This window comes from Mitsuokella sp. AF21-1AC, assembly GCF_003458855.1.
Lineage (GTDB): Bacteria > Bacillota > Negativicutes > Selenomonadales > Selenomonadaceae > Mitsuokella.
Genome location: NZ_QRVW01000007.1, coordinates 1 through 24,506 on the forward strand (window position 1 = coordinate 1; position 24,506 = coordinate 24,506).

General features: G+C 56.4%; 14 protein-coding genes, 1 tRNA gene, 1 rRNA gene and 1 other annotated feature (1 of these 17 running past the window's edge). Of the genes, 3 read left to right on the forward strand and 13 right to left on the reverse strand.

The window, feature by feature from the left end; genetic code table 11:
- Window positions 1-245 precede the first annotated feature (245 nt).
- From DWX75_RS03735 to DWX75_RS03775, 9 genes are all read right to left on the reverse strand, one after another.
- The gene (locus DWX75_RS03735; protein ID WP_118015007.1) at window positions 246-1,802 is read right to left on the reverse strand and encodes an ABC-F family ATP-binding cassette domain-containing protein; all 1,557 of its coding nucleotides are present in this window, start codon (window positions 1,800-1,802) and stop codon (window positions 246-248) included.
- A 202-nt stretch (window positions 1,803-2,004) separates the two neighbouring features.
- A complete protein-coding gene (gene leuS, locus DWX75_RS03740; RefSeq protein WP_118015008.1) occupies window positions 2,005-4,485 on the reverse strand; it encodes a leucine--tRNA ligase in 2,481 nt (826 codons plus the stop codon).
- A 48-nt stretch (window positions 4,486-4,533) separates the two neighbouring features.
- Window positions 4,534-4,741, reverse strand: a binding site (T-box leader).
- Window positions 4,742-4,784: 43 nt separating this feature from the next.
- Window positions 4,785-5,732, reverse strand: coding sequence for a YitT family protein (locus DWX75_RS03745; protein WP_118015009.1), 948 nt, complete (start codon window positions 5,730-5,732; stop codon window positions 4,785-4,787).
- A gap of 34 nt (window positions 5,733-5,766) precedes the next feature.
- Window positions 5,767-6,576 carry a Nif3-like dinuclear metal center hexameric protein gene (locus tag DWX75_RS03750; RefSeq protein WP_118015010.1) on the reverse strand — a complete coding sequence of 270 codons (810 nt, stop codon included), beginning with the start codon at window positions 6,574-6,576 and terminating at the stop codon, window positions 5,767-5,769.
- Entirely contained in the window at window positions 6,570-7,256 is a 687-nt protein-coding gene (locus tag DWX75_RS03755) for a class I SAM-dependent methyltransferase (protein ID WP_118015011.1), read from the reverse strand. The genes DWX75_RS03750 and DWX75_RS03755 overlap by 7 nt, the downstream gene beginning before the upstream one ends.
- 83 nt (window positions 7,257-7,339) lie before the next feature.
- A tRNA-Asn gene (locus tag DWX75_RS03760) sits at window positions 7,340-7,415 on the reverse strand.
- A 235-nt stretch (window positions 7,416-7,650) separates the two neighbouring features.
- The gene (rpoD, locus tag DWX75_RS03765) at window positions 7,651-8,778 is read right to left on the reverse strand and encodes an RNA polymerase sigma factor RpoD (protein ID WP_118015012.1); all 1,128 of its coding nucleotides are present in this window, start codon (window positions 8,776-8,778) and stop codon (window positions 7,651-7,653) included.
- Window positions 8,779-8,825: 47 nt separating this feature from the next.
- The gene (gene dnaG / locus DWX75_RS03770; RefSeq protein WP_118015081.1) at window positions 8,826-10,604 is read right to left on the reverse strand and encodes a DNA primase; all 1,779 of its coding nucleotides are present in this window, start codon (window positions 10,602-10,604) and stop codon (window positions 8,826-8,828) included.
- Between the two features lie 155 nt (window positions 10,605-10,759).
- Entirely contained in the window at window positions 10,760-11,767 is a 1,008-nt protein-coding gene (locus DWX75_RS03775; RefSeq protein WP_118015013.1) for a deoxyguanosinetriphosphate triphosphohydrolase, read from the reverse strand.
- A gap of 221 nt (window positions 11,768-11,988) precedes the next feature.
- On the opposite strand from DWX75_RS03775, the gene DWX75_RS03780 reads away from it, so the two are divergent.
- Window positions 11,989-12,510 (forward strand): LptA/OstA family protein, encoded by a 522-nt coding sequence (locus DWX75_RS03780; protein WP_158558757.1) that lies wholly within the window; start codon window positions 11,989-11,991, stop codon window positions 12,508-12,510.
- 114 nt (window positions 12,511-12,624) lie between these two features.
- Here the strand turns inward: DWX75_RS03780 and glyS are convergent, their stop codons facing one another.
- The 3 genes from glyS to DWX75_RS03795 all read right to left on the reverse strand — a co-directional run bounded on the left by glyS (window position 12,625) and on the right by DWX75_RS03795 (window position 17,364).
- Window positions 12,625-14,679, reverse strand: coding sequence for a glycine--tRNA ligase subunit beta (gene glyS / locus DWX75_RS03785; RefSeq protein ID WP_118015015.1), 2,055 nt, complete (start codon window positions 14,677-14,679; stop codon window positions 12,625-12,627).
- Window positions 14,680-14,681: 2 nt separating this feature from the next.
- Complete coding sequence (gene glyQ / locus DWX75_RS03790) at window positions 14,682-15,560, reverse strand: glycine--tRNA ligase subunit alpha (RefSeq protein WP_118015016.1); 879 nt, start codon at window positions 15,558-15,560, stop codon at window positions 14,682-14,684.
- 271 nt (window positions 15,561-15,831) lie between these two features.
- Window positions 15,832-17,364: a Ppx/GppA phosphatase family protein gene (locus tag DWX75_RS03795; protein WP_118015017.1), complete on the reverse strand. Its 1,533-nt coding sequence runs from the start codon at window positions 17,362-17,364 to the stop codon at window positions 15,832-15,834.
- A 247-nt stretch (window positions 17,365-17,611) separates the two neighbouring features.
- On the opposite strand from DWX75_RS03795, the gene DWX75_RS03800 reads away from it, so the two are divergent.
- Window positions 17,612-19,150 carry a phosphatase gene (locus DWX75_RS03800; RefSeq protein ID WP_118015018.1) on the forward strand — a complete coding sequence of 513 codons (1,539 nt, stop codon included), beginning with the start codon at window positions 17,612-17,614 and terminating at the stop codon, window positions 19,148-19,150.
- Between the two features lie 3 nt (window positions 19,151-19,153).
- Complete coding sequence (gene ppk1 / locus DWX75_RS03805; RefSeq protein WP_118015019.1) at window positions 19,154-21,262, forward strand: polyphosphate kinase 1; 2,109 nt, start codon at window positions 19,154-19,156, stop codon at window positions 21,260-21,262.
- Between the two features lie 282 nt (window positions 21,263-21,544).
- On the opposite strand, the gene DWX75_RS03810 is transcribed toward ppk1, so the two are convergent.
- Window positions 21,545-24,506 (reverse strand): 23S ribosomal RNA (locus DWX75_RS03810); it runs 287 nt beyond the window's last position.

Sequence of the window (24,506 nt, forward strand, 5' to 3'; positions counted from 1 at the left end):
CTACCCCCAGTTGAACTGGGGGTTTTGTCATGCCTAATCGGTGCACAATGAAAAAGACACATGGCGGCTGCAACCGTCACGTGTCCTGATCTTGCGATACGATACATGCTGACTCATAACCGCATTCTCTCATGACGGTTCTTTATCTTTCTCTTACATTTGCATTATAACACATCTTGTTCAAGAATCCTGCCAGCATATCCTATATTTATGATATTTTCTTCTTTTTTGGACAAACACATGTGTCAGATGATCTTCGTCGACCAGCCCTCGATGTTCCAGACAGCATCCACGAGGTCTTCGTAAAAGTCCGGTTCATGCGAGACGAGCAAAAGCGTACCCTTGTACTCTTTCAGCGCACGCTTGAGCTCTTTTTTTGCCTCCACATCAAGATGATTCGTCGGCTCGTCGAGCACGAGCAGATTGACCGGCTTCTGCATGATCTTGGCCAGGCGGACCTTGGCGGCCTCACCGCCAGAGAGCGCCGTCATCTTCGTCGTGATGTGCTCATTCGTCAGGCCGCACGAAGCGAGCGCCGCGCGCACCTCGAAATTCGACATGCCCGGATATTCCTGCCAGAGCTCCTCCAGCGCCGTATTCATGTTCCCCTTGGCTTCCTCCTGCTCGAAATAGCCGACGGAAACAAACTCGCCCTGTTCGAGCTCGCCCGAGATGGGCGGAATCAGGCCGAGCATGGTCTTCAGGAGCGTCGACTTGCCGAGGCCATTCGTGCCGCGGATGGCGATTTTCTTATTGCGCTCTACCTTGATGTCGACTGGTTTCGTCAGCGGCGTATCGTAACCGAGCACAAGGCGTCTGGCCTCGATGACAAAGCGCGACGGCGTGCGGTCCGGCTGGAAATGGAAGTGCGGTTTCGGCTTCTCCTGGCGCTTCGTCAGGACCTCCATCTTGTCGAGCTTCTTCTGGCGGCTGTTGGCCATGCCACGCGTCGCGACACGTGCCTTGTTGCGCTGGATGAAGTCCTGCTCCTTCTTGATTTCGGCCTGCTGGCGTTCGTAGGCGGCTTCTTCCTGACGGCGCTTGAGTGCGGCCATCTCCTCGAATTTCTCATAGCTGCCCGTGTAGCGCGTGAGCTTGAGGTTGTCAACATGCCAGATCACATTCGTCACGGCGTTGAGGAACGGCACATCGTGCGAGATCACGATAAAGGCGTTCTCATAATTCTGCAGGTAGTTCGTCAGCCAGCTGATATGCTCGGCATCGAGGTAATTCGTCGGCTCGTCGAGCAGCAGTATCTCCGGGTTCTCGAGCAGGAGCTTCGTCAAAAGCACCTTCGTGCGCTGGCCGCCCGATAGCTCGTCGACCCTGCGCTCGAGGCCGATGTCCCTGAGGCCCAGGCCGCCCGCGACTTCCTCGATCCGCGCATCGATGGTGTAATAACTGCCGGCATCGAGGATGTCCTGGATGTCGCCGACATCCTTCATGAGCTGATCCATCTCCTCGGGCGAGGCCTCGCCCATCTTGTCATAGACCGCCAGCATCTCCTGCTCGAGCTGCACAAGGTGGTCAAATGCCGTGCGCAGCGTCTCGCGGATCGTCATGCCTGCCTTGAGCTCGGCATGCTGGTCAAGGTAGCCGACCTTCGTGCGCTTCGCCCAGGTCACGGTCCCCGCATCCGGCGTCAGCTTGCCCGTGATGATGGACATGAATGTGGATTTGCCCTCGCCGTTCGCACCGACGAGTGCCACATGTTCCCCCTTGAGCAGGCGGAACGATACATCTTCAAAAATCTCCCGGCCACCGTAACTGTGGGACAGATGGGATACTTCCAATACGCTCATGTTCTCTTCCTTTCTTGGCTCTTTGGCCCCTGACCTGGCATTCCTGCCGCCCGTTTCGTAAAACAAAAATTAGTATATCATATCCCCGGTTGCGGAGAAAGTCTTTCTTGCGAGTCCCTGGTATCACAATGAAAATGCCGCAGCCGGTCGTTTTGACCAGATGCGGCATTTTCTATAAGCGGCCAGGCAGCCTGCTGACGGCTCAGCCCTTGACCACGATATTGACAAGCTTCTTCGGCACGCAGATGACCTTGACGATTTCCTTGCCAGCCGTGAGCTCCTGCGTGCGCGGCAGCTTCATGGCGATTTCCTGCATGCCCGCGCGGTCCGTATCGGCAGGGATCGTGATCTTGTCGCGGACCTTGCCGTTGATCTGCAGCACGATCTCAATTTCATCGAGCTTCGTGGCCGCTTCATCGTAAGCAGGCCATTTCTGCTGATGGACGCTGCCCTGACCGGCGAACAGGCGACTCCAGAGCTCTTCCGTAATGTGCGGGGCAAACGGGGCCAGGAGCTTGATGAGGTTCTCGGCCACCTCGCGGGCGAGGCCGGCGTTGAGCTCCTTGTCCTGGAAGCCATAGAAGGCATTGACGAGCTCCATGATGGACGATACGGCCGTATTGAACATGAAGCGGTCGCGCACGTCCTCCGTAACCTTGCGGATCGTCACATGCAGGACGCGGCGCAGATCTTTCTCGTCCTTCGTGAGCTTCGTGATGTCGTACTTCTCCGGGCCGTTCTTGATGGCGTCTTCGAAGTGGCCGAGGATGCGCCAGACGCGGTTGAGGAAGCGGTACGAGCCCTCGACGCCCTGGTCGCTCCACTCGAGGTCGCGGTCGACCGGTGCGGCGAACAGGATGAAGAGGCGTGCTGTATCGGCGCCATACTTCGCAATGATTTCCTCCGGCGAAACGACATTGCCCTTGGACTTCGACATCTTCGAGCCGTCCTTGAGGACCATGCCCTGTGTCAGGAGGTTCGTGAACGGTTCATCGAAGTCGACGAGGCCGGCGTCGTGCAGCACCTTCGTGAAGAAGCGTGAGTACAGGAGATGCAGGATGGCGTGCTCGATGCCGCCGATGTACTGGTCGACAGGTGCCCAGTAGTTGACCTTGTCCTTGGCGAACGGCTCCTTGTCGTTGTGCGGATCTGTATAGCGCAGATAGTACCACGAAGAGCAGATGAACGTATCCATCGTATCCGTCTCACGCGTCGCATCGGCGCCGCACTTCGGGCACTTGCAGTGGACGAAGCTCTCACTCGACGCGAGCGGCGAGAGCGAGCCCTGCTCAAACGAAACGTCCTCCGGCAGCATGACCGGCAGGTCTTTTTCCGGCATGAGGACTTCGCCGCAGTGCGGGCAGTTGATGACCGGGATTGGTGCGCCCCAGTAACGCTGGCGCGAGATGAGCCAATCACGCAGGCGGAAGTTGACGCGGCGCTTGCCGAAGCCTTCCTTCTCGGCCTTGTCCATGATGCCCTTCATAGCAGCCTTGATATCGAGCCCCGTGAATTCCGCGGAATTGACGAGCACGCCGTCCTTGTCCGTGTAGGCTTCCGTCATCTCCTCGAGCTTGAGCTCGTGGTCACGCGGCTGCAGCGTGATGATTTTCGGGATGTCGTACTTCGTCGCGAACATCCAGTCACGCGAATCCTCGGACGGCACGCCGATGACGGCGCCCGTGCCGTAGTCGGCGAGGACGTAGTTCGTGACCCAGATCTGCACCTTCTTGCCATTGAACGGGTTGATGCAGTAAGCGCCCGTAAAGATGCCTTCCTTCTCGGACTCGCTCGACGTGCGCTCAATCTCACTCTGATTGCGCGTGCGCTTGACAAAAGCCTGGATCTCCTCGGCCTTCGGATTGTTCTCGCAGATCTTGTCGACGAGCGGATGCTCGGCAGCGAGCGCGAGGAACGTGATGCCGTAGACCGTATCGGGACGCGTCGTGTAGGCGGCAATCGAGGTGCCGAGCTCTGGTGCCTCAAGGTTGAACTCGAGGCCTTCGCTGCGGCCGATCCAGTTGTCCTGCATCGTCTTGACGCGCTCCGGCCAGCCCTTGAGCTTGTCGAGGTCCTTTAAGAGCACATCGGCATAATCCGTGATCTTGAGGAACCACTGCGAGAGATCCTTCTTGTGAACCTCATGGTCGCAGCGCCAGCATTTGCCGTCGATGACCTGCTCATTGGCAAGCACCGTACCGCAGGTGTCGCACCAGTTGACCGATGCCTTTTTCTTGTAGGCGAGGCCGCGCTTGTAGAAGAGCTCAAACAGCCACTGCGTCCACTTGTAGTACGACGGATCGCACGTCTTGACCTCGCGGTCCCAGTCATAGGAAAGACCAAGCTTCTTCTGCTGCTTCTCCATGTTCTCGATGTTGCTGTACGTCCAGTCGGCCGGCTTGACGCCGTGCTTGATGGCGGCATTCTCAGCAGGCATGCCGAAGGAGTCGAAGCCCATCGGGTGCAGGACGTTGAAGCCCTCCATCGTCTTGTAGCGCGCCATGACATCGCCGATGGCGTAGTTGCGCACATGGCCCATGTGCAGATTGCCCGACGGATACGGGAACATCTCAAGTGCGTAATACTTCGGGCGGTTGGGGTCGGCTTCCGTCTTGTAGACCTCTTCCGCTTCCCATTTCTGCTGCCATTTCGACTCGATGTCCTGCGGCGAATATCTTTCCATGCTGATTTCCTCCTAAAAACAAAAAGTCCCCGGCCGTCTTTTCAGACAGCCAGGGACGATGATTCGCGGTACCACCCTGCTTGATGCCGAAGCATCCTCTCGGTGCCGTAACGTGGCAGGCGTCAGCCGTTTCCTTCCAAAAGGGTTTCCCAGCTGCTCCTCCGCAGCGAGTTCAGCGTTTCGTGTCACCGGCTCACACCTGCCGCCGGTTCTCTTTGGGCGTTCCGCGCCTACTGCTCTGCATCCAAGGATTTTACGTGTTTACATATGATTTATTATAGCGGGGAACGCGCCTGCCGTCAACTGTTTCCCGCATCCCGGCCGCTCCCCGTCTGAAAGGCCAGCTGCTTTTCGTGCGTCTGCCTCCATTTGCGCCGTGCATCCTCGTAGCTCTCGCATTCGAGCGTGAAGCCCTTGCCCGATACCTCGGAGGTATCCGAGACAATCATGAAGGCCTGCGGGTCATGATGATCGACAATCGTCTTGACGCGGCTGACCTGCGTGAGGCTCACGACGACGAAGAGGATGTTCTTCGGTTCCTCGGCGAAGCCGCCGCGGCCGTCGATGAACGTTGCGCCGCGATGCACATTCTCCATGATGTCCGCACAGATGGTCTTGGCCTGCGGCGAGACGATGACGATGGATTTCTCGCGATTGAGGCCGGCGGCCACGCGGTTCGTGAGCTCAGCCGTCACATAAATCGACACAAGGCTGAACAGGGCCACTTCGATGCCAAACAGGACCATGGACCCGATGATGATAAGGAAGTTCAACAGGAAGACGACCGTACCGACATCAATCGAATAATATTTTTTCGTGATGGCGGCGATGACGTCGAGTCCGCCGGTATTGGCGTTCGAGCGGAAGACCATGCCAAAGCCCGCGCCGGCGAGCACGCCGCCGAAAATCGAATTGAGCATCGGGTCTGCACATACGTTCCAATCCACCATGAAGTGCGTCGCATCGAGGATGATGGAGAGCACGACCGTGCCAAAGATCGTATCAGCGGCATAGAGCTTGCCGAATACATGATAGGCCAGATAAAGGATTGGCAGATTGTAGACGATATTCTGCATGCCGACGGGCAGTCCCGCCAAATAGTAAACAATGAGTGCAATACCACTTAGACCGCCCGTCATCAGATGGGCCGGTATCAAAAACAAGTTGAAGCCCAGGCAGACAAGCGTGCAGCCGATCGTGATCTGAGCATAACGTGCCGTGTGTTTCCGCAAAGCATTCTTGACCATACAATATTCCCCTGCTTTCTCCGACGCATAATCGTCAGGCTAATTCAAAGAAATCACGGGAAGACTGGTCCTCAAGGACCCGGACCTCGCCCGGTACCTGCTGAAGTTCCTGGCGCAGACGCGCCGCCAGTGCACTGACCACGGGGAATTCCGTGCCGAAATGGCCGGCATCGATGAGGTGCATGCCGAGTTCCGCTGCCTGCTGGGCGTCGTGATACTTGACATCGCCCGTCACGTAAACGTCGGCTCCCATCATGGCCGCCTTGCCGATGAATTCTGCACCGGCACCGCTGCAGAGCGCGACCCTACGCACGGGGCGGGCGCCGGCATCCACGAAACGCACGTGCTGTGTCGGCAGTGCCTCGCGCACCTTTGCCGCAAAGTCGCGGATGGTCATGGGCGCTGGCAGGAAGCCGATGCGCCCGAGGCTCTCGGCCGCGCCGTCTTCATGCTGCTCCGTGATGATGAAGCTCGAAAGCTTTGAAAGGCCGATGGCATTTGCCAGCACATCGTTGACGCCGCCCTGTGCGATGTCGAGATTCGTATGCGCCGCCACGACGGCGATATCATGCTTCAGCAGGACGGACAGACGATGGCCAAGCGGCAGATCCGTGCGCAGCTTCTTGAGCGGATGAAAGATGAGCGGATGATGGGCAACGATGAGTTTCGCGCCCTGCTCGATGGCCTGATGAACGACTTCATCACTGACATCGAGCGCCACGAGGATCCTGCCGACCTCCTGTGCCGGGCTGCCGACCAAAAGACCGGGATTGTCCCATTCCTCCGCCAGATGCCTGGGTGCGATGCGCTCGATGGCATCGAGTATGACTTGACATTTTACCACGATAAACGCGCCTCCAACTCTTTGATGCGATCTTTTACTTTCTGATACTTCTTGGAGGACAGGGCCCGCTTGCTCTTTTCCATGCCGATGGCCACGCGCCGCTGCTGGAACAGCAGCGATTCGATGTGATGGCGCAGAAGCGGCGGCTTCTTTTCCCAGAGCACGGGTCCGATCTCCAGCAGGATCTCCTCCGGCATCTTGCGCTTGCCGCGTTCGGCCTTGATGATCTCATAGATGCGGCCATCCGCGATGGCCAACGACTCGTCGACGATATGCCAGTGGCTGTGATAGAGCCAGCGGCGCAGTTCGGCTGCTGCGCTCTGAGGCTGCAGAATCAGTGTCGTAAGCTTCGCGACGACATCCTGTGATGCGTTCAGGATGTCCGTCATGAGCACGCCGCCCATGCCGGCGATGCAGACCGTATCCACCTCACCCGGCTTCACGGTGGCGAGTCCGTCGCCGAGGCGCACGGAGATCTTGTCCATGAGCCCGGCTTCCCGGACCGTGCGGTTCGCAGCCTCGAAGGGGCCGGCATTCTTGTCGCTGGCCACGACAAAATCCGCTTTTCCCGCCTGGACGAGCGCGATGGACAGGTACCCGTGATCGGTGCCGATATCCGCCACGCGGCTGCCCTCCGGAACAAAGTCGGCCAACGCTTGCAGTCGATCATCAAGATGCATGAGGAAGTCCCCCTTTTCAGACTATGACACTATCATAACATAACAAAAAGGGTGTAACAACTGTTACACCCTTACAATGCTTATGGCTCCTCGAGCAGGATTCGAACCTGCGACAGCCTGATTAACAGTCAGGTGCTCTACCGGCTGAGCTATCGAGGAATATCAACAACAGATATTATTATAGGGTGTGTACAGGGATATGTCAATACCTGCCGACAAAAAAATTGTCCTGTTCCATCTGGCAAATATACGTCATGGCCAGAACATCCAGCGCCGGTCTCCCGCTTTCCTGTGTCAGAAACGCAAAAAATTTTTTTTAGTTGATACAAAAAATAACCTGTTCCATGCCAAACATGAAACAGGTTATTTTTATGCACGAATCTCAAATCCTGACTCAGTCCAGGAAATCCTTGAGCTTGCGGCTGCGGCTCGGATGGCGCAGCTTGCGCAGGGCCTTGGCCTCAATCTGGCGGATGCGCTCGCGCGTGACACCGAAATTCTGGCCGACCTCTTCGAGCGTGCGGGCACGGCCATCGTCGAGTCCGAAGCGCAGACGCAGAACCTTTTCCTCACGCGGCGTCAGCGTATCGAGGACGTCCTCGAGCTGTTCCTTGAGCAGCATGAATGAAGCCGCATCGGCAGGTGCCGTTGCATCCTGGTCTTCGATGAAATCGCCGAGATGCGAATCCTCTTCCTCGCCGATTGGCGTCTCGAGCGACACCGGTTCCTGCGCGATCTTCATGATCTCGCGCACGCGCTCGACGCTGATCTCCATTTCCTTGGCGATTTCCTCCGGGGTCGGTTCACGTCCGAGCTGCTGCAGGAGCTGGCGCGACACGCGGATGAGCTTGTTGATCGTCTCGACCATGTGTACCGGGATGCGGATGGTACGGGCCTGGTCCGCGATGGCGCGCGTGATGGCCTGACGGATCCACCAGGTCGCATACGTACTGAATTTATAGCCCTTGTTGTAATCGAATTTCTCCACGGCCTTGATGAGGCCCAGGTTGCCTTCCTGAATGAGATCCAGGAAGAGCATGCCGCGGCCGACATAGCGTTTGGCGATGCTGACGACCAGGCGCAGGTTAGCTTCCGCCAGGCGCTTCTGGGCTTCTTCATCACCAGCCTCCATGCGTTTGGCCAGTGCAACCTCTTCTTCTGCTGTCAACAGGGGGACGCGGCCGATTTCCTTGAGGTACATGCGCACAGGATCATCGATGCTGACACCTTCCGGTACGCTGAGGTCGATTTCCACATCTTCGTCAGCTTTGTCCACATCCATATCCACATCGTCATCATGGGAATCGCTGTTGGAATCATCCACGATCTCGATGCCACGCTTGCTGAACATATCGTACATGGCGTCAATCTCATCCGGCGACAGATCCTGCGTCTGCAGGGCATCCACCAACTCTCCATATGTCAGCGTGCCACCATTCTTCTTTCCCTTCGATAACAGGCTCTCTATGATCTCAGAGCTGCGGCTCTTGCCAGCAGCCTTTGCGGTCTTCTTTTCAGCCATTCGACTGCCCCCTTTCCAGACGTCCCATCCATAAATTCGTCAACAGTTCACCATTCATCCATTTCATGTTTGATCTTATTTACCTCATTCAATTCATCCAGATACGCCTTATTGCCAGCCTGCAGGTATTCATTGGCCCTGCGGCTGTGTTCCATATACAATGCGTTGAGCTCCGCTTTCTTGAGTACCTTGAGCGAGTCCTCATAAGCCTGGGTTTCCTCCCGTCCCCCGAGATTCTCGACGAGGGCGCGAGAAAGCTCTGCGGACGCTTCATCGCTCAAGCCGGCCGTCATGGCCTCATCCACGGGACGCCCCTCTGAAAGGCCCTGCTTCAAAAGCAGCAGGATTTCGCGCTGCACGGGGTCTGCCAGCTTCTCGAGCGTGAGGATTGTCTCCACGTGGGCGAGGACGGCAGGATCCTGCCAGGCCATGCGGATGACGATGCGTCCGGCCCGGCGCAGGGCATCGTCCTGCTGCACGACAGCCTGACGCACAGGGGCCTTCGTCTCCTTCGGCAGGACCTCCGGCCGATAGCGGGCCAGTTCGGCCTGCACGACGCCCTCATCGAGCATCAGGGCCTGTGCAAGCTTTTTTTCGTATTCACTGCGCTCAGCCGGCTTGCGGATGCCCGCGAGCACGGGCATCATGGCCTGCAGGGCCTGTACCTTCCCGGCCAGCGTATCGTAACGCATGTGAGAGAGCACGTAGTGCAGGCGGTACTCCACGAGCGGCATGGCCTTTTGCACGAGGACGCGAAAGGCCTCTGCGCCGTGCTTCCGTATGTATTCATCCGGATCCTTGCCATCCGGCACGACGATGACCCGGACCTCCGCTCCTGTATCGCGGACAATCGACAGGGCCCGTATCGTCGCATTCTGGCCGGCCTCATCGCTGTCGTAGCAGAAGCAGATCACCGGCGCATAGCGCAGGAGCAGTTTGCTGTGTTCCGGCGTAAAGGCCGTTCCCAAAGAGGCGACAACGTTTTCGACGCCAGCGTCAAAAACAGAGATTGCATCCATGTAGCCCTCCACGACAATGGCGTATCCTTCGCGCTGGATGGCGCGGTGAGCGCGGTCCAGTCCGAACAGGATGCGCCGCTTGTTGAAGATCACGGTTTCCGGCGTATTCAAGTATTTCGGGGTCGAGTCATCGAGGACCCGGCCGCCGAATCCAACCACTCGCCCGCGTTCATCCGCAATCGGGATGATGACGCGGCCTCGGAATCTGTCATAAAGGCCGTTGCCGTTACGACGCTCAGCCGCGAGGCCGCTTGCCAATAAAAATTCCTGCTTGATTCCACGCTTCAAGAAAGCCGTGGACAACTTATCCCAGGCAAGTGGTGCAAAACCGAGTTGAAATTCCTCAATCGTCTCAGGACGGATGCCACGTTTCTTGAAATATGCCAATCCCGGTTCCCCGAGCCGCGTCATCGTCAGGCAATTGTGGAAGAAATCCCGCGCGAGCTCATTGACCTTGCGCAAATCCTTCCGCTCCCGTTCACGGGCCAATTCCTGCGGACTCTTGTGACGCTCCGGCAGGGGAATCCCCAGCTTTTCCGCCTGGAGCTTGATGGCTTCAAAGTACGATACGTTCTCGATCATCGAAAGGAATTTGAAGGCGTTGCCGCCCGCATGACAGCCAAAGCAGTAGAAGAAGCCCTTGTCGGGTACGACGGAGAACGATGGCGTATTTTCCTGATGGAACGGGCAGCAGCCCCAGTAGCGGTTGCCCTTGCGTTTCATGGGAACATATCCCTGTACGACGCTCAGGATATCCGTCTGGGCATTGACCCGTTCGACGAAATCGTCCATCTCCTCATTGCGCATACGATCCACCTTGCTGTATCCTTCCATTCTATTGGCATGCATCCTGTGCCGATTCTTCTGGCACTTGTAGTATATTCGCTACGATTGTCCAAAAACCTGCCTGACGGCAAGAAAGTTTTCAACCAATCGCGCAAACGGTTCATCCCCGGCCAGCCTCAGGAGCCCGCCTTCAGCACGCGGCCCACCGGCGGCACGAAGATTTCATTGAATCGCTGGACGGCATAACTGTCCGTCAGCCCCGCCACATAATCCGTCACGATCTGGCTGCGGCTCCACCGCTTCTCCCGCTGCCGGAATTCTTCCGGCAGTACCTCGAAATGGTCGAGGAAATACGCGTAGAGCGCCCGCAGCACAAAGCCTGCCTGACGCCGCTCATCGGCCAGCGCCGGCGAGAGATAGATATGCTCGAACATAAAGCTGCGGAAATGATCCATGACGTCCTGCACCCTGCGGGAGGGCCGGACATCCTTCAATTCCCGGGAATTCTCAATCATGTCTCCGACCATGCTCGTGATCATATGCGAAGTATCCGGCCCAAAGCAGTCGTAGACCTCCTGCGGCAAATCACCGTCCTTGAGCAATCCCGCGCGCAGGCTGTCGTCGTAATCGTGGCAGAGATACGCGATGCGGTCAGCCGTGCGCACGATGCGCCCTTCGAGTGTCTTGGGAAGATGCGGCCCCGTGTGATTGACGATTCCGTCCTTGACCTCATACGTCAGGTTGAGTCCACGGCCTCCCTTTTCGAGGAATTCCACGACGCGCAGGCTCTGCTCGTTGTGCGCAAAATGCCCCGTCAGTTCGTTCATGACGGCTTCACCGGCATGACCGAAGGGCGTATGGCCGACATCGTGCCCGAGCGCGATGGCTTCCGTCAGATCCTCATTGAGCCGCAGCCCTCTGGCAATGGTTCTCGATATCTGCGCCACTTCAAGGCTGTGTGTCATGCGCGTGCGATAGTGATCGCCGGCCACGATGTAGACCTGTGTCTTCCGCTTGAGGCGCCGGAATGACTTGGAATGCAGGATGCGGTCGCGGTCACGCTGGAACTTCGTGCGGAACTCACATTCCTCCATCGGCAGCTTGCGCTTCGCCGCCCTGCTTTTCGCCGCCTGCGGTGCCAGCAGCTGGTATTCCAGCTCTTCCGTCCGTTCTCGGATATTCAAGGCACATCCCACCTCCTGCCAATCAGCTTCTTGTCTTAACCATTTTGCGTGTACAGGAACCACAGAGACACGTCTCTTCAAGTTCCCGCTATCTATTATATTACGAGAAAGACTGCCCGATTTCCTGCCCCTATTTCGTATCGCTTGCCCCCTATTTTGCAAAATAATCACGACTGGAGTAAAATAGAAGTGTAAAATTGGACGATTATGAGGTGATTCCCGTGGGAAAAGGAAAAATATGCCTGCTCTTCTGCCTGGTCTTGCTGATTGCCCTGCACACCGGCACGCGCCCGGGGGCCGCGCAGACCCTGCAGGCACCGGGGCGCAGCCAGCCGGAGGCTGTATCAGCCGACCAGGTGAGCTATGATGAACAGACAGGCCGTTACGTCTGCCACGGCAACGTGCGCATCGATCTCGGCAGCCGCATGCTGCTGGCCAATGAAGCACAGCTGACAAGCAATCTGCGCACCATCTGGATGCAGGGCAATGCGCGCCTGGTTGAAAACGAGATCATCTTCAGCGGCGAGGCCATCTATGCCAGCCTTGACGACAGCCGTGCCTTCCTGTTCGGCCAGCGCTGTTCCATGAAGCGGCCGGGACTCTCCATCAGCAGCGATGCTGTGCAGTATCGCTGGGACGACCGCCTGGTCCTGTTTGACGGACACGTGCTCATGGTCGACGGCGATCAGGAAAAGGCCTGCACACATCTGGAATACGATCTTGAGAAGAACAAAGCTTCCTAAAAACAAAACGCACCACCTGAGAATACAGGAAAAAGAAAGGGCCTGGTATCCGGTTTTCATCGGATATCAGGTCCTTTTCCTGTCATTGCCTGGTCCGGTATCGAGCCAGAGGCATCAGGCCGTGACGATCTTGCTGAAATCAGCCACGCGCTTCACGAGTGCATCGATGCTTTTCAGCAGTCCCAGACGGTTGTCGCGGATTTTCTCATCCTTGTCCATGACCATGACGCCATCGAAGAAGGCATCGATGGGCTGCGAAAGCTGCGTGAAGGCTTCAAGGGCGCCGGCGTAATCCTCGGCCTGAAGCTTCTCGGCAGCAGCCTTATCAGCTTCCTCATAGGCCGCATAGAGTGCGCGTTCCTCGTCATTCTGGAAGAGCGCTGCATCCACAACAGTCTGCCCGGCCTTCTTGGCCAGGTTGCCCACGCGCACGAATGCCTGGATATCCTTCTCCGCATCCTTGCCTGCCACGAATGCTTCCACAGCCACTGCACGCTGAGCGACGGCGTAGAGGTCATCGACATTGCTGAGCACGGCATCGAGCACGTCGTAGCGGACGGACTCGAGGACGTTCTTGAGGCGCAGGCGCATGAAGTCTGCCACATCCTGCTGCATCTTTTCGCGAGCTGCCTCATCCGCAATGCCGTAGAGGTCCATCGACTTGCTGACGAGTGCAGAAAGGCTCAGATGATATTTCGCTTCGATCATCATGTTGACGAGGCCGAGAGCCTGGCGGCGAAGGGCGAACGGATCCTGCGAGCCCGTCGGGATCTTGCCGAGGCTGAACGTGCCGACAATCGTATCGATCTTGTCAGCCGTACTCACGATGCGGCCGGCCGTCGTAGCGGGCTGGCTGTCACCGGCAAAGCGCGGCTTGTAATGCTCGTCGATGGCGATGGCCACCTTCTCGCACTCGCCGTCAAGCTTTGCGTACTCGCGGCCCATGATGCCCTGCAGTTCGGTGAACTCCGTGACCATGCCCGTGACGAGATCGGCTTTCGAGAGCAGTGCCGCGCGATGTGCGTGCTTGTGTGCCTTCTCATCGGCATGGAGTTCGTCGGCGATGAAGTCTGCGAGAACAGCCAGGCGCTCCGTCTTCTCGTACATCGTGCCGAGGCCCTGCTGGAAGACGACGGTCTTTAATTTGTCGCGATGCTCCTCGAGGCTCTTCTTGCGGTCTTCATCGAAGAAGAACTGGGCATCGGCCAGGCGGGCGCGCAGCACGCGCTCATTGCCGTGCTGAACCGTCTCGAGGTATTCCCTGCCGCCGTTGCGCACGGTGATGAAGAGCGGCAGCAGCTTGCCCTCGACCGTCTTGACCGGGAAGTAACGCTGATGGTCGCGCATCGGCGTGATGACAGCTTCCGGCGGCAGCTGCAGGTATTTTTCCTCGAATTTGCCGCAGAGGGCCGTCGGATACTCCACGAGATAGAGGACTTCTTCGAGCAGGTCTTCCGTAATCTCGGCCTGGCCGCCATTCGCCTTGGCGACTTCCTCAATCTGCTCGCGGATCATAGCCTTGCGCTTATCCTGATCGACGATGATGAAGTTCTCCTCGCAGGCCGCTTCGTAGTCAGCGGCCGAATCAATCGTGAAATCGCCCTGCGAGAGGAAGCGGTGGCCGCGGGACGTGCGGCCCGATTTGACGTTGGCGAGCTCAAACGGGATGACATCCTTGTCATAAAGGGCAACGAACCAGCGGATCGGGCGGATGAACTTGAAGTCGAGGTCGCCCCAGCGCATGTTGTTCGGGAAGGAGAGGCCGCAGACGAGTTCCGGCAGCAGCGTCTCGAGGAGCTTTGCCGTCAGCTGGCCTTCCTCATGGACTTCCGCATAGACATAGCCGTCTTTGACGACGAGGTCTTCCGGCGCGACGTGCTGACCGCGGGCAAATCCCTGTGCAGCCTTCGTCGGCTTGCCGTCAGCATCAAAGGCAATCTTGACGGACGGGCCGCGGTTCTCGCTCGTGACATCTTCCTGTTTCTCCGCTAGGCCCTTGACGAGAAGTGCCGTGCGGCGCGGCGTACCGAGCGTGCGGATGGCATCAAAGGCGATGCGGTTCTCCTTGAATGCCTTTTCCGCATGTTCCTTGAGCTGGGCCAGGGTGCCCGGCATTACATGGGCCGGAATCTCTTCCGTGCCGATTTCAAATAACAGATCCTTAGCCATGCTCACTTCTCCCCTCTATGCAGCATCGGATAACCGAGCTCTTCACGCTGTTTCAGATAGCACTCGGCGCAAAGGCGCGCGAGCTTGCGGACGCGGCCGATGAAAGCGGCGCGCTGCGAAACCGAGATGGCACCGCGGGCATCCAGCAGATTGAAGGTATGCGAGCATTTGAGCACGTAATCGTAAGCCGGATGGACGTAGCCTTTCTCGATGATACGCACGGCTTCCTTCTCGTATTTGTCGAAGAGATCGAAGAGCAGGGCCTCATCGGAAAGGTCGAAGGCGTAGACCGACTGCTCGTACTCGTTCTGATGGAAGACATCGCCATACGTGTAATCATCCGTCCACTGGATGTCGTAGACATTCTCGACGCCCTGGATGTACATGGCGAGACGCTCGAGGCCGTACGTGATCTCCGAAGCCACCGGACGCACATCCTGGCTGCCGACCTGCTGGAAATACGTGAACTGCGTGATTTCCATGCCGTCAAGCCATACTTCCCAGCCCAGGCCCCAGGCGCCGAGCGTCGGCGATTCCCAGTTATCCTCGACGAAGCGAATATCATGCTGCTTCGGGTCGATGCCGAGACGCTCAAGACTCTCTAAGTAGAGCTCCTGGATGTTGTCCGGCGACGGCTTCATGATGACCTGGAACTGATGATGCTGATACAGGCGGTTCGGATTATCGCCATAACGGCCATCGGCCGGACGGCGCGAAGGCTCGACATAAGCGACATGCCAGGGCTCCGGGCCCAGCACGCGCAGGAAGGTCGACGGATTCATCGTGCCGGCGCCCTTCTCCACATCGTACGGTTCTGCCAGAATGCAGCCCTGCTCCGACCAGAATTTCTGCAGGGCCAGGATGATTTCCTGAAATTTCATGGGAACAACTCCTTTTCCAAATTGTTACAGAAACAAAAAAGTCTCGTTCCTGCAACGTGACGTTACAGGGACGAGACTTGCATGACAAGTACCGCGGTTCCACCCTGATTGGTTTTCCCAGGGAAAACCCACCTCAAGCTATGGGATTCTGCTCCGAAGTGCCTTTCGCCTCCCTGACGGCCTTGCACCATCGCCGTCTCGCTAGCTTTGAGGCTACTCTTCTTCATCATTGCTATTACGAGTTTAGCAAAAGGGCGTCCGCTTGTCAACCTCAGTCTTTGTGCCAGAGAATGATGAGCGGTTTGCCATATTCCTTCTTGAATTGCTTAGCATACGTTTTCATTTCAAAGTCCGCCGCACTATGCGAGGTACCTTTACCGCTGCGAACGGCCAGCACGACGCCCTCTTCGTCATTTGTGACGTCAAAGCCCGTGACGACGCCTTCATACGTCACATCGGCGGCTTCTGACAAAGCCAGCAGCAGGGAAAGCCTGCGCACGAGCTGCCAGTCTTCCTGCGTCAGCATCATCGCGTAGCGGTAGGAACGCATGATCTTGTTGCTGATACCGTGATGGAAGCCCGCGATGAAGGACGCGATGAGCTGTTCCTTCTGACGCATGCCATAGATTGGAGCATGCGCGATGATGAAGGCGGAATGGCGCGCGTGCTCATAGTAATTGATGGTCTTGCCCGAATCGTGCATCGAAGCGGCCACTTCGAGGAGTTCGCGCTCGCGCCTGCCTGCCTTGTGCAGCGGGCGCAGCTGGTCAAAGAGGCTGAGTGCGAGATCGCGCACGCGCGCCAGATGCTCCGGCTGGCACTCCGTCGTGCCGAGATAATTCTTCACGCTGGCGCGCAGGATATCCTGTACGACAGGCCCCTGCCCGTACTTCTCTCCGTAGTATTCGTAGAAGACGCCTTCGCGCAGGCCGCAGCCGGAGACGATGAGATCGCGTCCCCCGGCAAACCCCACGAGGCAGCGGATGATGAGCGCGCCAGCCACGATGATATCGGCTCGCTCCGTCGAAAGACCGCGCATGCGACGGCGGTTTGCAAGGCTCGATTTGATGATGGCATTGTAATTGTCGTCAAAGCGCTTGCGCGGGATGATGTAATTATGGATACGGGCCAGCTGGTAATTCGTGTGGGCCTGGTCCATCTTGGCGAGGTTTCGCACGGTGCCGCCCACGCCGATGATGGGAAGATTCACGCCCTTGGCCCAGGGGATCATCGTCTCATACTTTTCCTGGATGAAACTCTTGCAGCGGTCGAGAGCCGCCGTGGTCACCTTGTCCGACAGATTGAAGGCATCGGTGACCGTTACGGCGCCAATGGGTACGGATACGGATTCCACGATCTTGCGGTGCTCGACCAGCGAGACTTCGATGGAAGCACCGCCGAGGTCAAACTGCAGGTAATGGTCCTCGGCAATCGTATTGACCACGCCGAGATAGCCGAGATACGCCTCGCGCTCGCCCGAAATGACCGTGACCTCGATGCCCGTCTCGCGCTTGATGCGCTCGATGAAGGCCGGGCCGTCCTTGGCATTGCGGGCAGCAGCCGTCGCCACGGCGATGCATTTCGTGATCTTCATGACCTCCATCATGTGGCGGTAGACCTTGAGGCATTCCATCGCCCGCTTGACACCGGCAGGATTGAGCTTCCCCGTCTCTGACATCCCGCGTCCCAGGCGGATGGCTTCTTTCTGCTGATATTCCAGGCGATAGGAATGATTCTCCGCAATCTGCATGATGATAAAGCGGATTGAATTGGATCCCATATCGATGATTGCCACTCTCTCCATAAAAATCCCCTTCCTGACCATAACTCTCTTTCCTTTCAGTATATCAATTCACAAGACCCGCTTCAAGATTAGAAATGCACGGTCCATCTTTCCCTTCATGGATTCGAACAATTGTCTGCGGATATATACAAAAAATTTACAAAAACATTACAATTGAGATGCATGTTCCCATATAAAACGTGTTATCATAAGTTTAATACAGGCAGTGAATCACGCCCTTGATTTACCCGAAAGGATGTAGATTGTTATGAAGAGAAAAACGACCTTCGGTGTCGTGCATATTGGCTCAATCCACACAAGTGTGGCCATCGTGGCCTACCGCTCGCCGACGGATTGCGAGATCATCGAAGCAGCCAATAAGGAAATCCCGCTCGGCGAAGAGATTTTTCATCACCAGCGCCTCTCCTTCGCTTCGATTCATGAGCTCTGCCGTGTCCTGCAAGGATTCCGCCAGCTGCTCGCCGATTATGGGGTCACCGAGGTCTACCCGATTGCCACTACGGCCATCCGCGAGGCAGAAAACAGCCTTGGCATCCTCGACCTCCTGAAACTGCGCACGGGCTTCGTCTTCCACGTTGCGGATATGACGGAAGAAATTTACTACAAATTCTTTGCCCTGCATCAGAAACTCAAGAAAAACCATGAAGCAATTGGCAAGAAACCGGTCCTGCTGCTCGATGTCACCTCCGGTGGTGTGGGCTTCACAGGCTGGCAGAACGGCAATCTGCTCTTCCAGACCAATATCGCCAGCGGACGATTGAGCATTCTCGAGCATTTTAGCCAGGAAGAACGCTCCGATATCATGTTCCCCGCTGCCGTACGCGACTACATCCATGCCTCCTTGTCGCCGCTCTGGAGCAGCATCGAGCACGCCAAAATCCACACGCTGGTGCTTTCAGGCTTTGAGGCGCGCATTTTTGCTTCGCTGCTGGCACAAAAGAAGGATTCCTATCCCATCCAAATCGACCCGGATGCCTTCCTGTCCATGACGACTTCTCTAATCCCTCTGACAACGCGCAAACTCATGTACGAATTCAATCTCAACGAACAGCGCGCCCAGCTCCTGCTGCCGACCCTGCTGCTCTACGAAGAGGTCGTGCGCACGATGCACATCGAGTCCATTCTCGTCATCGATACGACCTTCCTCATGAGCTATGCCGTCTGGTGCGGTGCCATCAAGCAGTCGCCCCAGGCCATCGAGGAACAGAACGAGCTGCTGCTCGGACTTGCCCACAGCATCGCAGCACGCTACAGCTGCAATCTCGACCATGGATCCCGCATCGAGGAATACGCGGCCATGTTCTTCACAGCCCTGCGCAACGTCCATGGCCTGACCGAACGGCAGGGCATGCTGCTGCGCATGAGTGCCATCCTGCATGAGGTCGGAAAATTCGTCAATCTGCGCAATTACACGCTATATTCGTGGCAGATCATCCTCGGCACCGATATTTTCGGCATCACCGATGCCGAAAAGGAAATCATCGCCTGCATCGATTACTATTACAACAAGGATAATCCAGACCGTCATGACCGGCATTACCAGGAACTCACGCGCGATCAGGAGATCATCGCCGATAAATGCTGCGCCATCCTGCGCCTGGCCGATGCCCTCGATCAGGGCCACAGCGGCAAGATCAAGAACGTATCCGCCCGCCTGGTCCGCGAGCAGCTGATTGTCGAATACACCGCCGAAGATGATATCTCGCTGATTCGTTGGACCTTCCAGCGCGCATCGGTACTTTTCTGTGAAATTTTCGGCATTGAACCGGTTCTTAGGAGGAAATAACCCATGAAAAAAAAGAAAGAGAACGAACAGGAACGAGCGGTGGACGTCATTGACTTCCACAAGCGGGAATACTATCTGAATCGTGAATGCACCTGGCTCAAATTCAACCAGCGCGTCCTGCGCGAGTCACTGAGCAAGGAGAATCCTCTGCTGGAACGCCTTCGCTTCATCGCCATCACCTGCTCCAACCTCGATGAGTTCTTCATGATTCGCGTGGCCGGCCTCAAGCATCTGCTCGAGAGCGGCATCGACCATCACGACATCAGCGGTCTGACGCCACGCGGCCAGATGGAAGCCGTAAGCTGCCTCGCGCATAATCAGATTCATGACATCGACCGCTGCCTGCGTCTTATACTCGCCGAGCTCAAGGGCGAAGGCATCCACTTCATCAGCCCGACTGACTTGACGCGCCAGCAGGAACTCTGGCTGACGGAATTCTTTGAGCGCGAGATTTATCCGATTGTCACGCCGATGGCCGTCGATCCCTCACACCCTTTCCCCTTCCTCGCCAGCAAGAGCCTGAACTTGGCCGTGCATCTCAAACGCCATGAAGAAGAGGACATCCGCCTGGCCATCCTGCCGGTGCCTTCGGCCATCCTCGGGCGCCTCATCAAGCTGCCGGATACGCTGCATTTTCTCTATCTCGAAGATGTCCTGAGCTACTTTGCCAGCCGGTTCTTCACCGGTTACGAGATTCTCGAAACAACGCCGTTCCGCATCACGCGCGATGCCGATCTCGATATCCGCGAAGATGTCGACGACCTGCTGACCGAGGTCGAAAAGTCTCTGGAAAAACGCCGCAAGGGCGCTGCGGTACGTCTGGAAATCGCCAAGAGCACGTCTGCCGAGACGCGCCAGATTCTCCAGAAGGAACTCGAGCTTGAAGACGGCGATATCTACACGATTCAGGGACCGCTCGGCGCTGCATTCTTCTCGTCCTTCGCCAACATCGAAGGCTTCGATCACCTGCGCTACAAGCCCTTTATCCCGCGTCCGTCCATCGAACTCGCAGCCCGCAAGGCCCCGGATATCTGGAAGGCTATCCGCGAAGGCGATATCCTGCTGCACCATCCGTTCGAGAGCTTCCACACCGTCGAACAGTTCATCCATACGGCGGCCTACGACGACAATGTCCTTGCCATCAAGCAGACCTTGTACCGCGTGAGCAGCAAATCCCCGATCATCGCAGCCCTCGCCGCAGCTGCCCGCAACGGCAAGCAAGTCACGGTCCTCATGGAGGTCAAGGCTCGTTTCGACGAGGAGAACAACATCCTCATGGCCAGACTGCTTGAAGAAGCCGGCTGCCACGTCATTTACGGCATCCTCGGACTCAAGACGCACTCCAAGATCACGATGGTCATCCGCCGCGAAGAAGACGGCATCCGTCGTTACTGCCACCTGGCCACGGGTAACTACAACGGCTCCACGGCCAAGATCTACACCGATGTCGGCCTCCTGACCTGTGACAATGAGATTGGCATGGACGGCTCCCGCTTCTTCAACTTCCTGTCGGGCTTCTCTGACCCGCCGGTATGGAACAAGCTCATCGTCGCGCCGCTCAATCTGCGCGAAACCATCATGGCTGAGATTGACCAGGAAATCCGTCACGCCCAGAACGGTGAAAAAGCCTATATCGCGGCCAAGATGAATTCCCTGCTCGACCGCTTCCTGATTGCCAAGCTCTACGAGGCTTCTGCTGCCGGCGTCAAGATTGACCTCATCGTCCGCGGCATCTGCGTCCTGCGCCCGGGCATCAAAGGCGTCAGTGAGAACATCCATGTACGCAGCATCGTAGGACGTTTCCTCGAACACAGCCGCATCCTCTACTTCCGCAACGGCGGCAAGGATGATGTCTTCATTTCCTCGGCTGACTGGATGCCGCGCAACCTCAACAACCGCGTGGAACTCATGATCCCGGTGGCAGGCAAGGCGCACAAGAGACGCCTGCGGGCCATCCTGAACACCTATATCAAGGACAATAAGAAAGCCTATCTGATGCGTTCCGACGGCTCGTATGTCCGCGCTTCGTGCCGCAAGGGCAGCACGCCGGTAGCCGCACAGAACTTCCTGATGGAAACAGCCATAAAGGGAGAAGTGCTCGGTCAAAAATAACAAAATCCCTGCAAGAAAGGAAGGGCTCACCTGATGGTGAAGCCCTTTTTTCTTGCAGGGATTTTGTCTTCAGTACGAAAAAAGCACCCGCTTTCGCAGGTGCTTCATGCACACTCAAAACTATACAGAAGAAATTACGCTGCACGAACATTTTAGTTCTAGGACTGAATCACTCAACCTCATTACGTCTTAGAGGTCTACAAAATCTGCAAGCAGATTTTGCATAAGCGATTCACAATCGTTTGCGCGTCACTTGCGTTCCTTCAAACGATGTTCCCTGCTTAAGTTAAGCCCTCGACTGATTAGTAGTAGTCAGCTTCATGCCTTACGGCACTTCCACACCTACCCTATCGACCTTGTCTTCTTCAAGGTGTCTTACTAGCTTACGCTATGAGATACTTCATCTCGGGACGGGCTTCACGCTTAGATGCTTTCAGCGTTTATCCCTTCCGGACGCAGCTACCCAGCTCTACACCTGGCGGCATAACTGGTTCACCGGCGGTCCGTCCACTCCGGTCCTCTCGTACTAGGAGCAGCCTCCCTCATGTATCTTGCGCCCGCGATGGATATGGACCGAACTGTCTCACGACGTTCTGAACCCAGCTCACGTACCACTTTAATGGGCGAACAGCCCAACCCTTGGGACCTGCTTCAGCCCCAGGATGTGATGAGCCGACATCGAGGTGCCAAACCTCCCCGTCGATATGGACTCTTGGGAGAGATTAGCCTGTTATCCCCAGGGTAGCTTTTATCCGTTGAGCGATGGCAATTCCACTCTCATTCCACCGGATCACTAAGCCCTACTTTCGTACCTGCTCGACCTGTATGTCTCGCAGTCAAGCTCCCTTCTGCCTTTATACTCTTCGCGCGATTTCTGTCCGCGCTGAGGGAACCTTTGGACGCCTCCGTTACTCTTTCGGAGGCGACCGCCCCAGTCAAACTGCCCACCTGATACTGTCCTCAGCTTCGTTACTTCTCGAGTTAGATCCCTAGCACATAAAGGTTGGTATCCCAACAGCGACTCCGATAAGCCTGGGGGCCTATCCTCTCCGTCTCCCAACTATCCTGTACGTTACATGCCAAAAATCAATGTCAGGCTGCAGTAAAGCTCCATGGGGTCTTTCTGTCCAGTCGCGGGTAACCTGCATCTTCACAGGTATTTCAATTTCACCGGGTCCCTCGTTGAGACAGTGCCCAAGTCGTTACACCTTTCGTGCGGGTCGGAACTTACCCGACAAGGAATTTCGCTACCTTAGGACCGTTATAGTTACGGCCGCCGTTTACTGGGGCTTCAATTCAAAGCTTCTTCTTGCGAATGACCTCTCCTCTTAACCTTCCAGCACCGGGCAGGTGTCAGCACCTATACGTCAGATTTCTCTTTAGCAGGCACCTGTGTTTGTGGTAAACAGTCGCTTGGGCTTCTCTTCTGTCGCCGGCTCCAGCTCCAACCGCGAAGGTCTTCACCAGCTCCGGCCATCCTTTTCCCGAAGTTACGGATGCATTTTGCCGAGTTCCTTAACGAGGGTTTTCCCGCGCACCTTAGGATTCTCTCCCCGCCTACCTGTGTCGGTTTTGGTACGGGTACATGATGTCTCGTTAGAAGCTTTTCTCGACAGTGTAGTACGCTTGAATTCAGATTGTACCGAAGTACGCTCCTATCTGTCAGTTCTCGGCCTTGCAAGAGGGATTTGCCTCTCTTGCAGCCTACCGCCTTCGACACGCATTTCCAATCGCGTGCTCAAGCTCCTTGCTGTGTCACTCCATCCTCAAACAACATCATGCAGTACAGGAATTTTCGCCTGTTGTCCATCGCCTATGCTTTATGCCTCGGCTTAGGTCCCGACTTACCCTGAGTCGACGAGCGTTGCTCAGGATCCCTTAGGCTTTCGGTGGATCCGATTCTCACGGATCGTTTCGCTACTCATACCGGCATTCTCACTTCTTAATCGTCCAGCTGTCCTTCCGGTCAACCTTCAACCAATTAAGAACGCTCCCCTACCCATGCATTTGCATGCCGCGACTTCGGTTCTGTACTTGAGCCCCGGATATTTTCGGCGCAGGGCCTCTCGACCAGTGAGCTATTACGCACTCTTTGAATGGTGGCTGCTTCTGAGCCAACATCCTGGTTGTTTTGGAAGTCCTACATCCTTTTCCACTTAGTACAGCATTCGGGACCTTAGTCGGCGGTCTGGGCTGTTTCCCTTTTGAATACGGGTCTTATCACTCGCATTCTGACTCCCAGGCTCTTCTCATGAAGCCATTCGCAGTTTGACTAGGCTCGGTAAGCTTTACGCTCCCTTACCCGATCAGTGCTCTACCGTCTCCATGTGTCACCTGAGGCTAGCCCTAAAGCTATTTCGGGGAGAACCAGCTATCTCCACGTTCGATTGGCATTTCACCCCTATGCACAGCTCATCCCAAAGTTTTTCAACACTCACGGGTTCGGTCCTCCACTCATTTTTACCTGAGCTTCAACCTGGCCATGCATAGATCACTGTGGTTTCGGGTCTAATCCCAGAGACTTGCGCCCTTTTCAGACTCGCTCTCGCTTCGGCTCCGCGTCTCCCGCTTAACCTCGCCTCTGAAATTAACTCGCCGGTTCATTCTTCAATAGGCACGCCGTTGCACCTATAAAGTGCTTCGACTGCTTGTAGACATACGGTTTCAGGTTCTATTTCACTCCGCTCCCGCGGTTCTTTTCACCTTTCCCTCACGGTACTATGCGCTATCGGTCGTTCCGTCGTATTTTGCCTTGGATGGTGGTCCACCCTGCTTCCCACAAGGTTTCACGTGTCTCGTGGTACTCTGGATACCAGCCCATCAGCTCTGGATTTCGTCTACCGGAGTTTCACCGTCTGTGCTCAACCTTCCCAGATTGTTCGACTATCCCTGACTGACTTGATGCTGGTCCTCAACCCCGGTCATCCGAAGATGTCCGGTTTGGGCTCTTCCCTGTTCGCTCGCCGCTACTGAGGGAATCTCCGCGATTCACTCACCATAAATCTGACGCATCTGCTGGTCTGCTTCCCGTCCTGCTGCGTTATCGTCAGTCGACATGGCCACCGCCATGCCTCCCTCCTCTGCCTTGCAGTACAGAAAGCATCCTGCGCATTTGCATTCAGCCCTATGGTGAGCAAATCGCATTTGATTACTCTTCCTCTGGCTACTTAGATGTTTCAGTTCACCAGGTCTGTCTTCCTTTCGGATGGTACAACATAACTCGTACCGGGTTGCCCCATTCGGA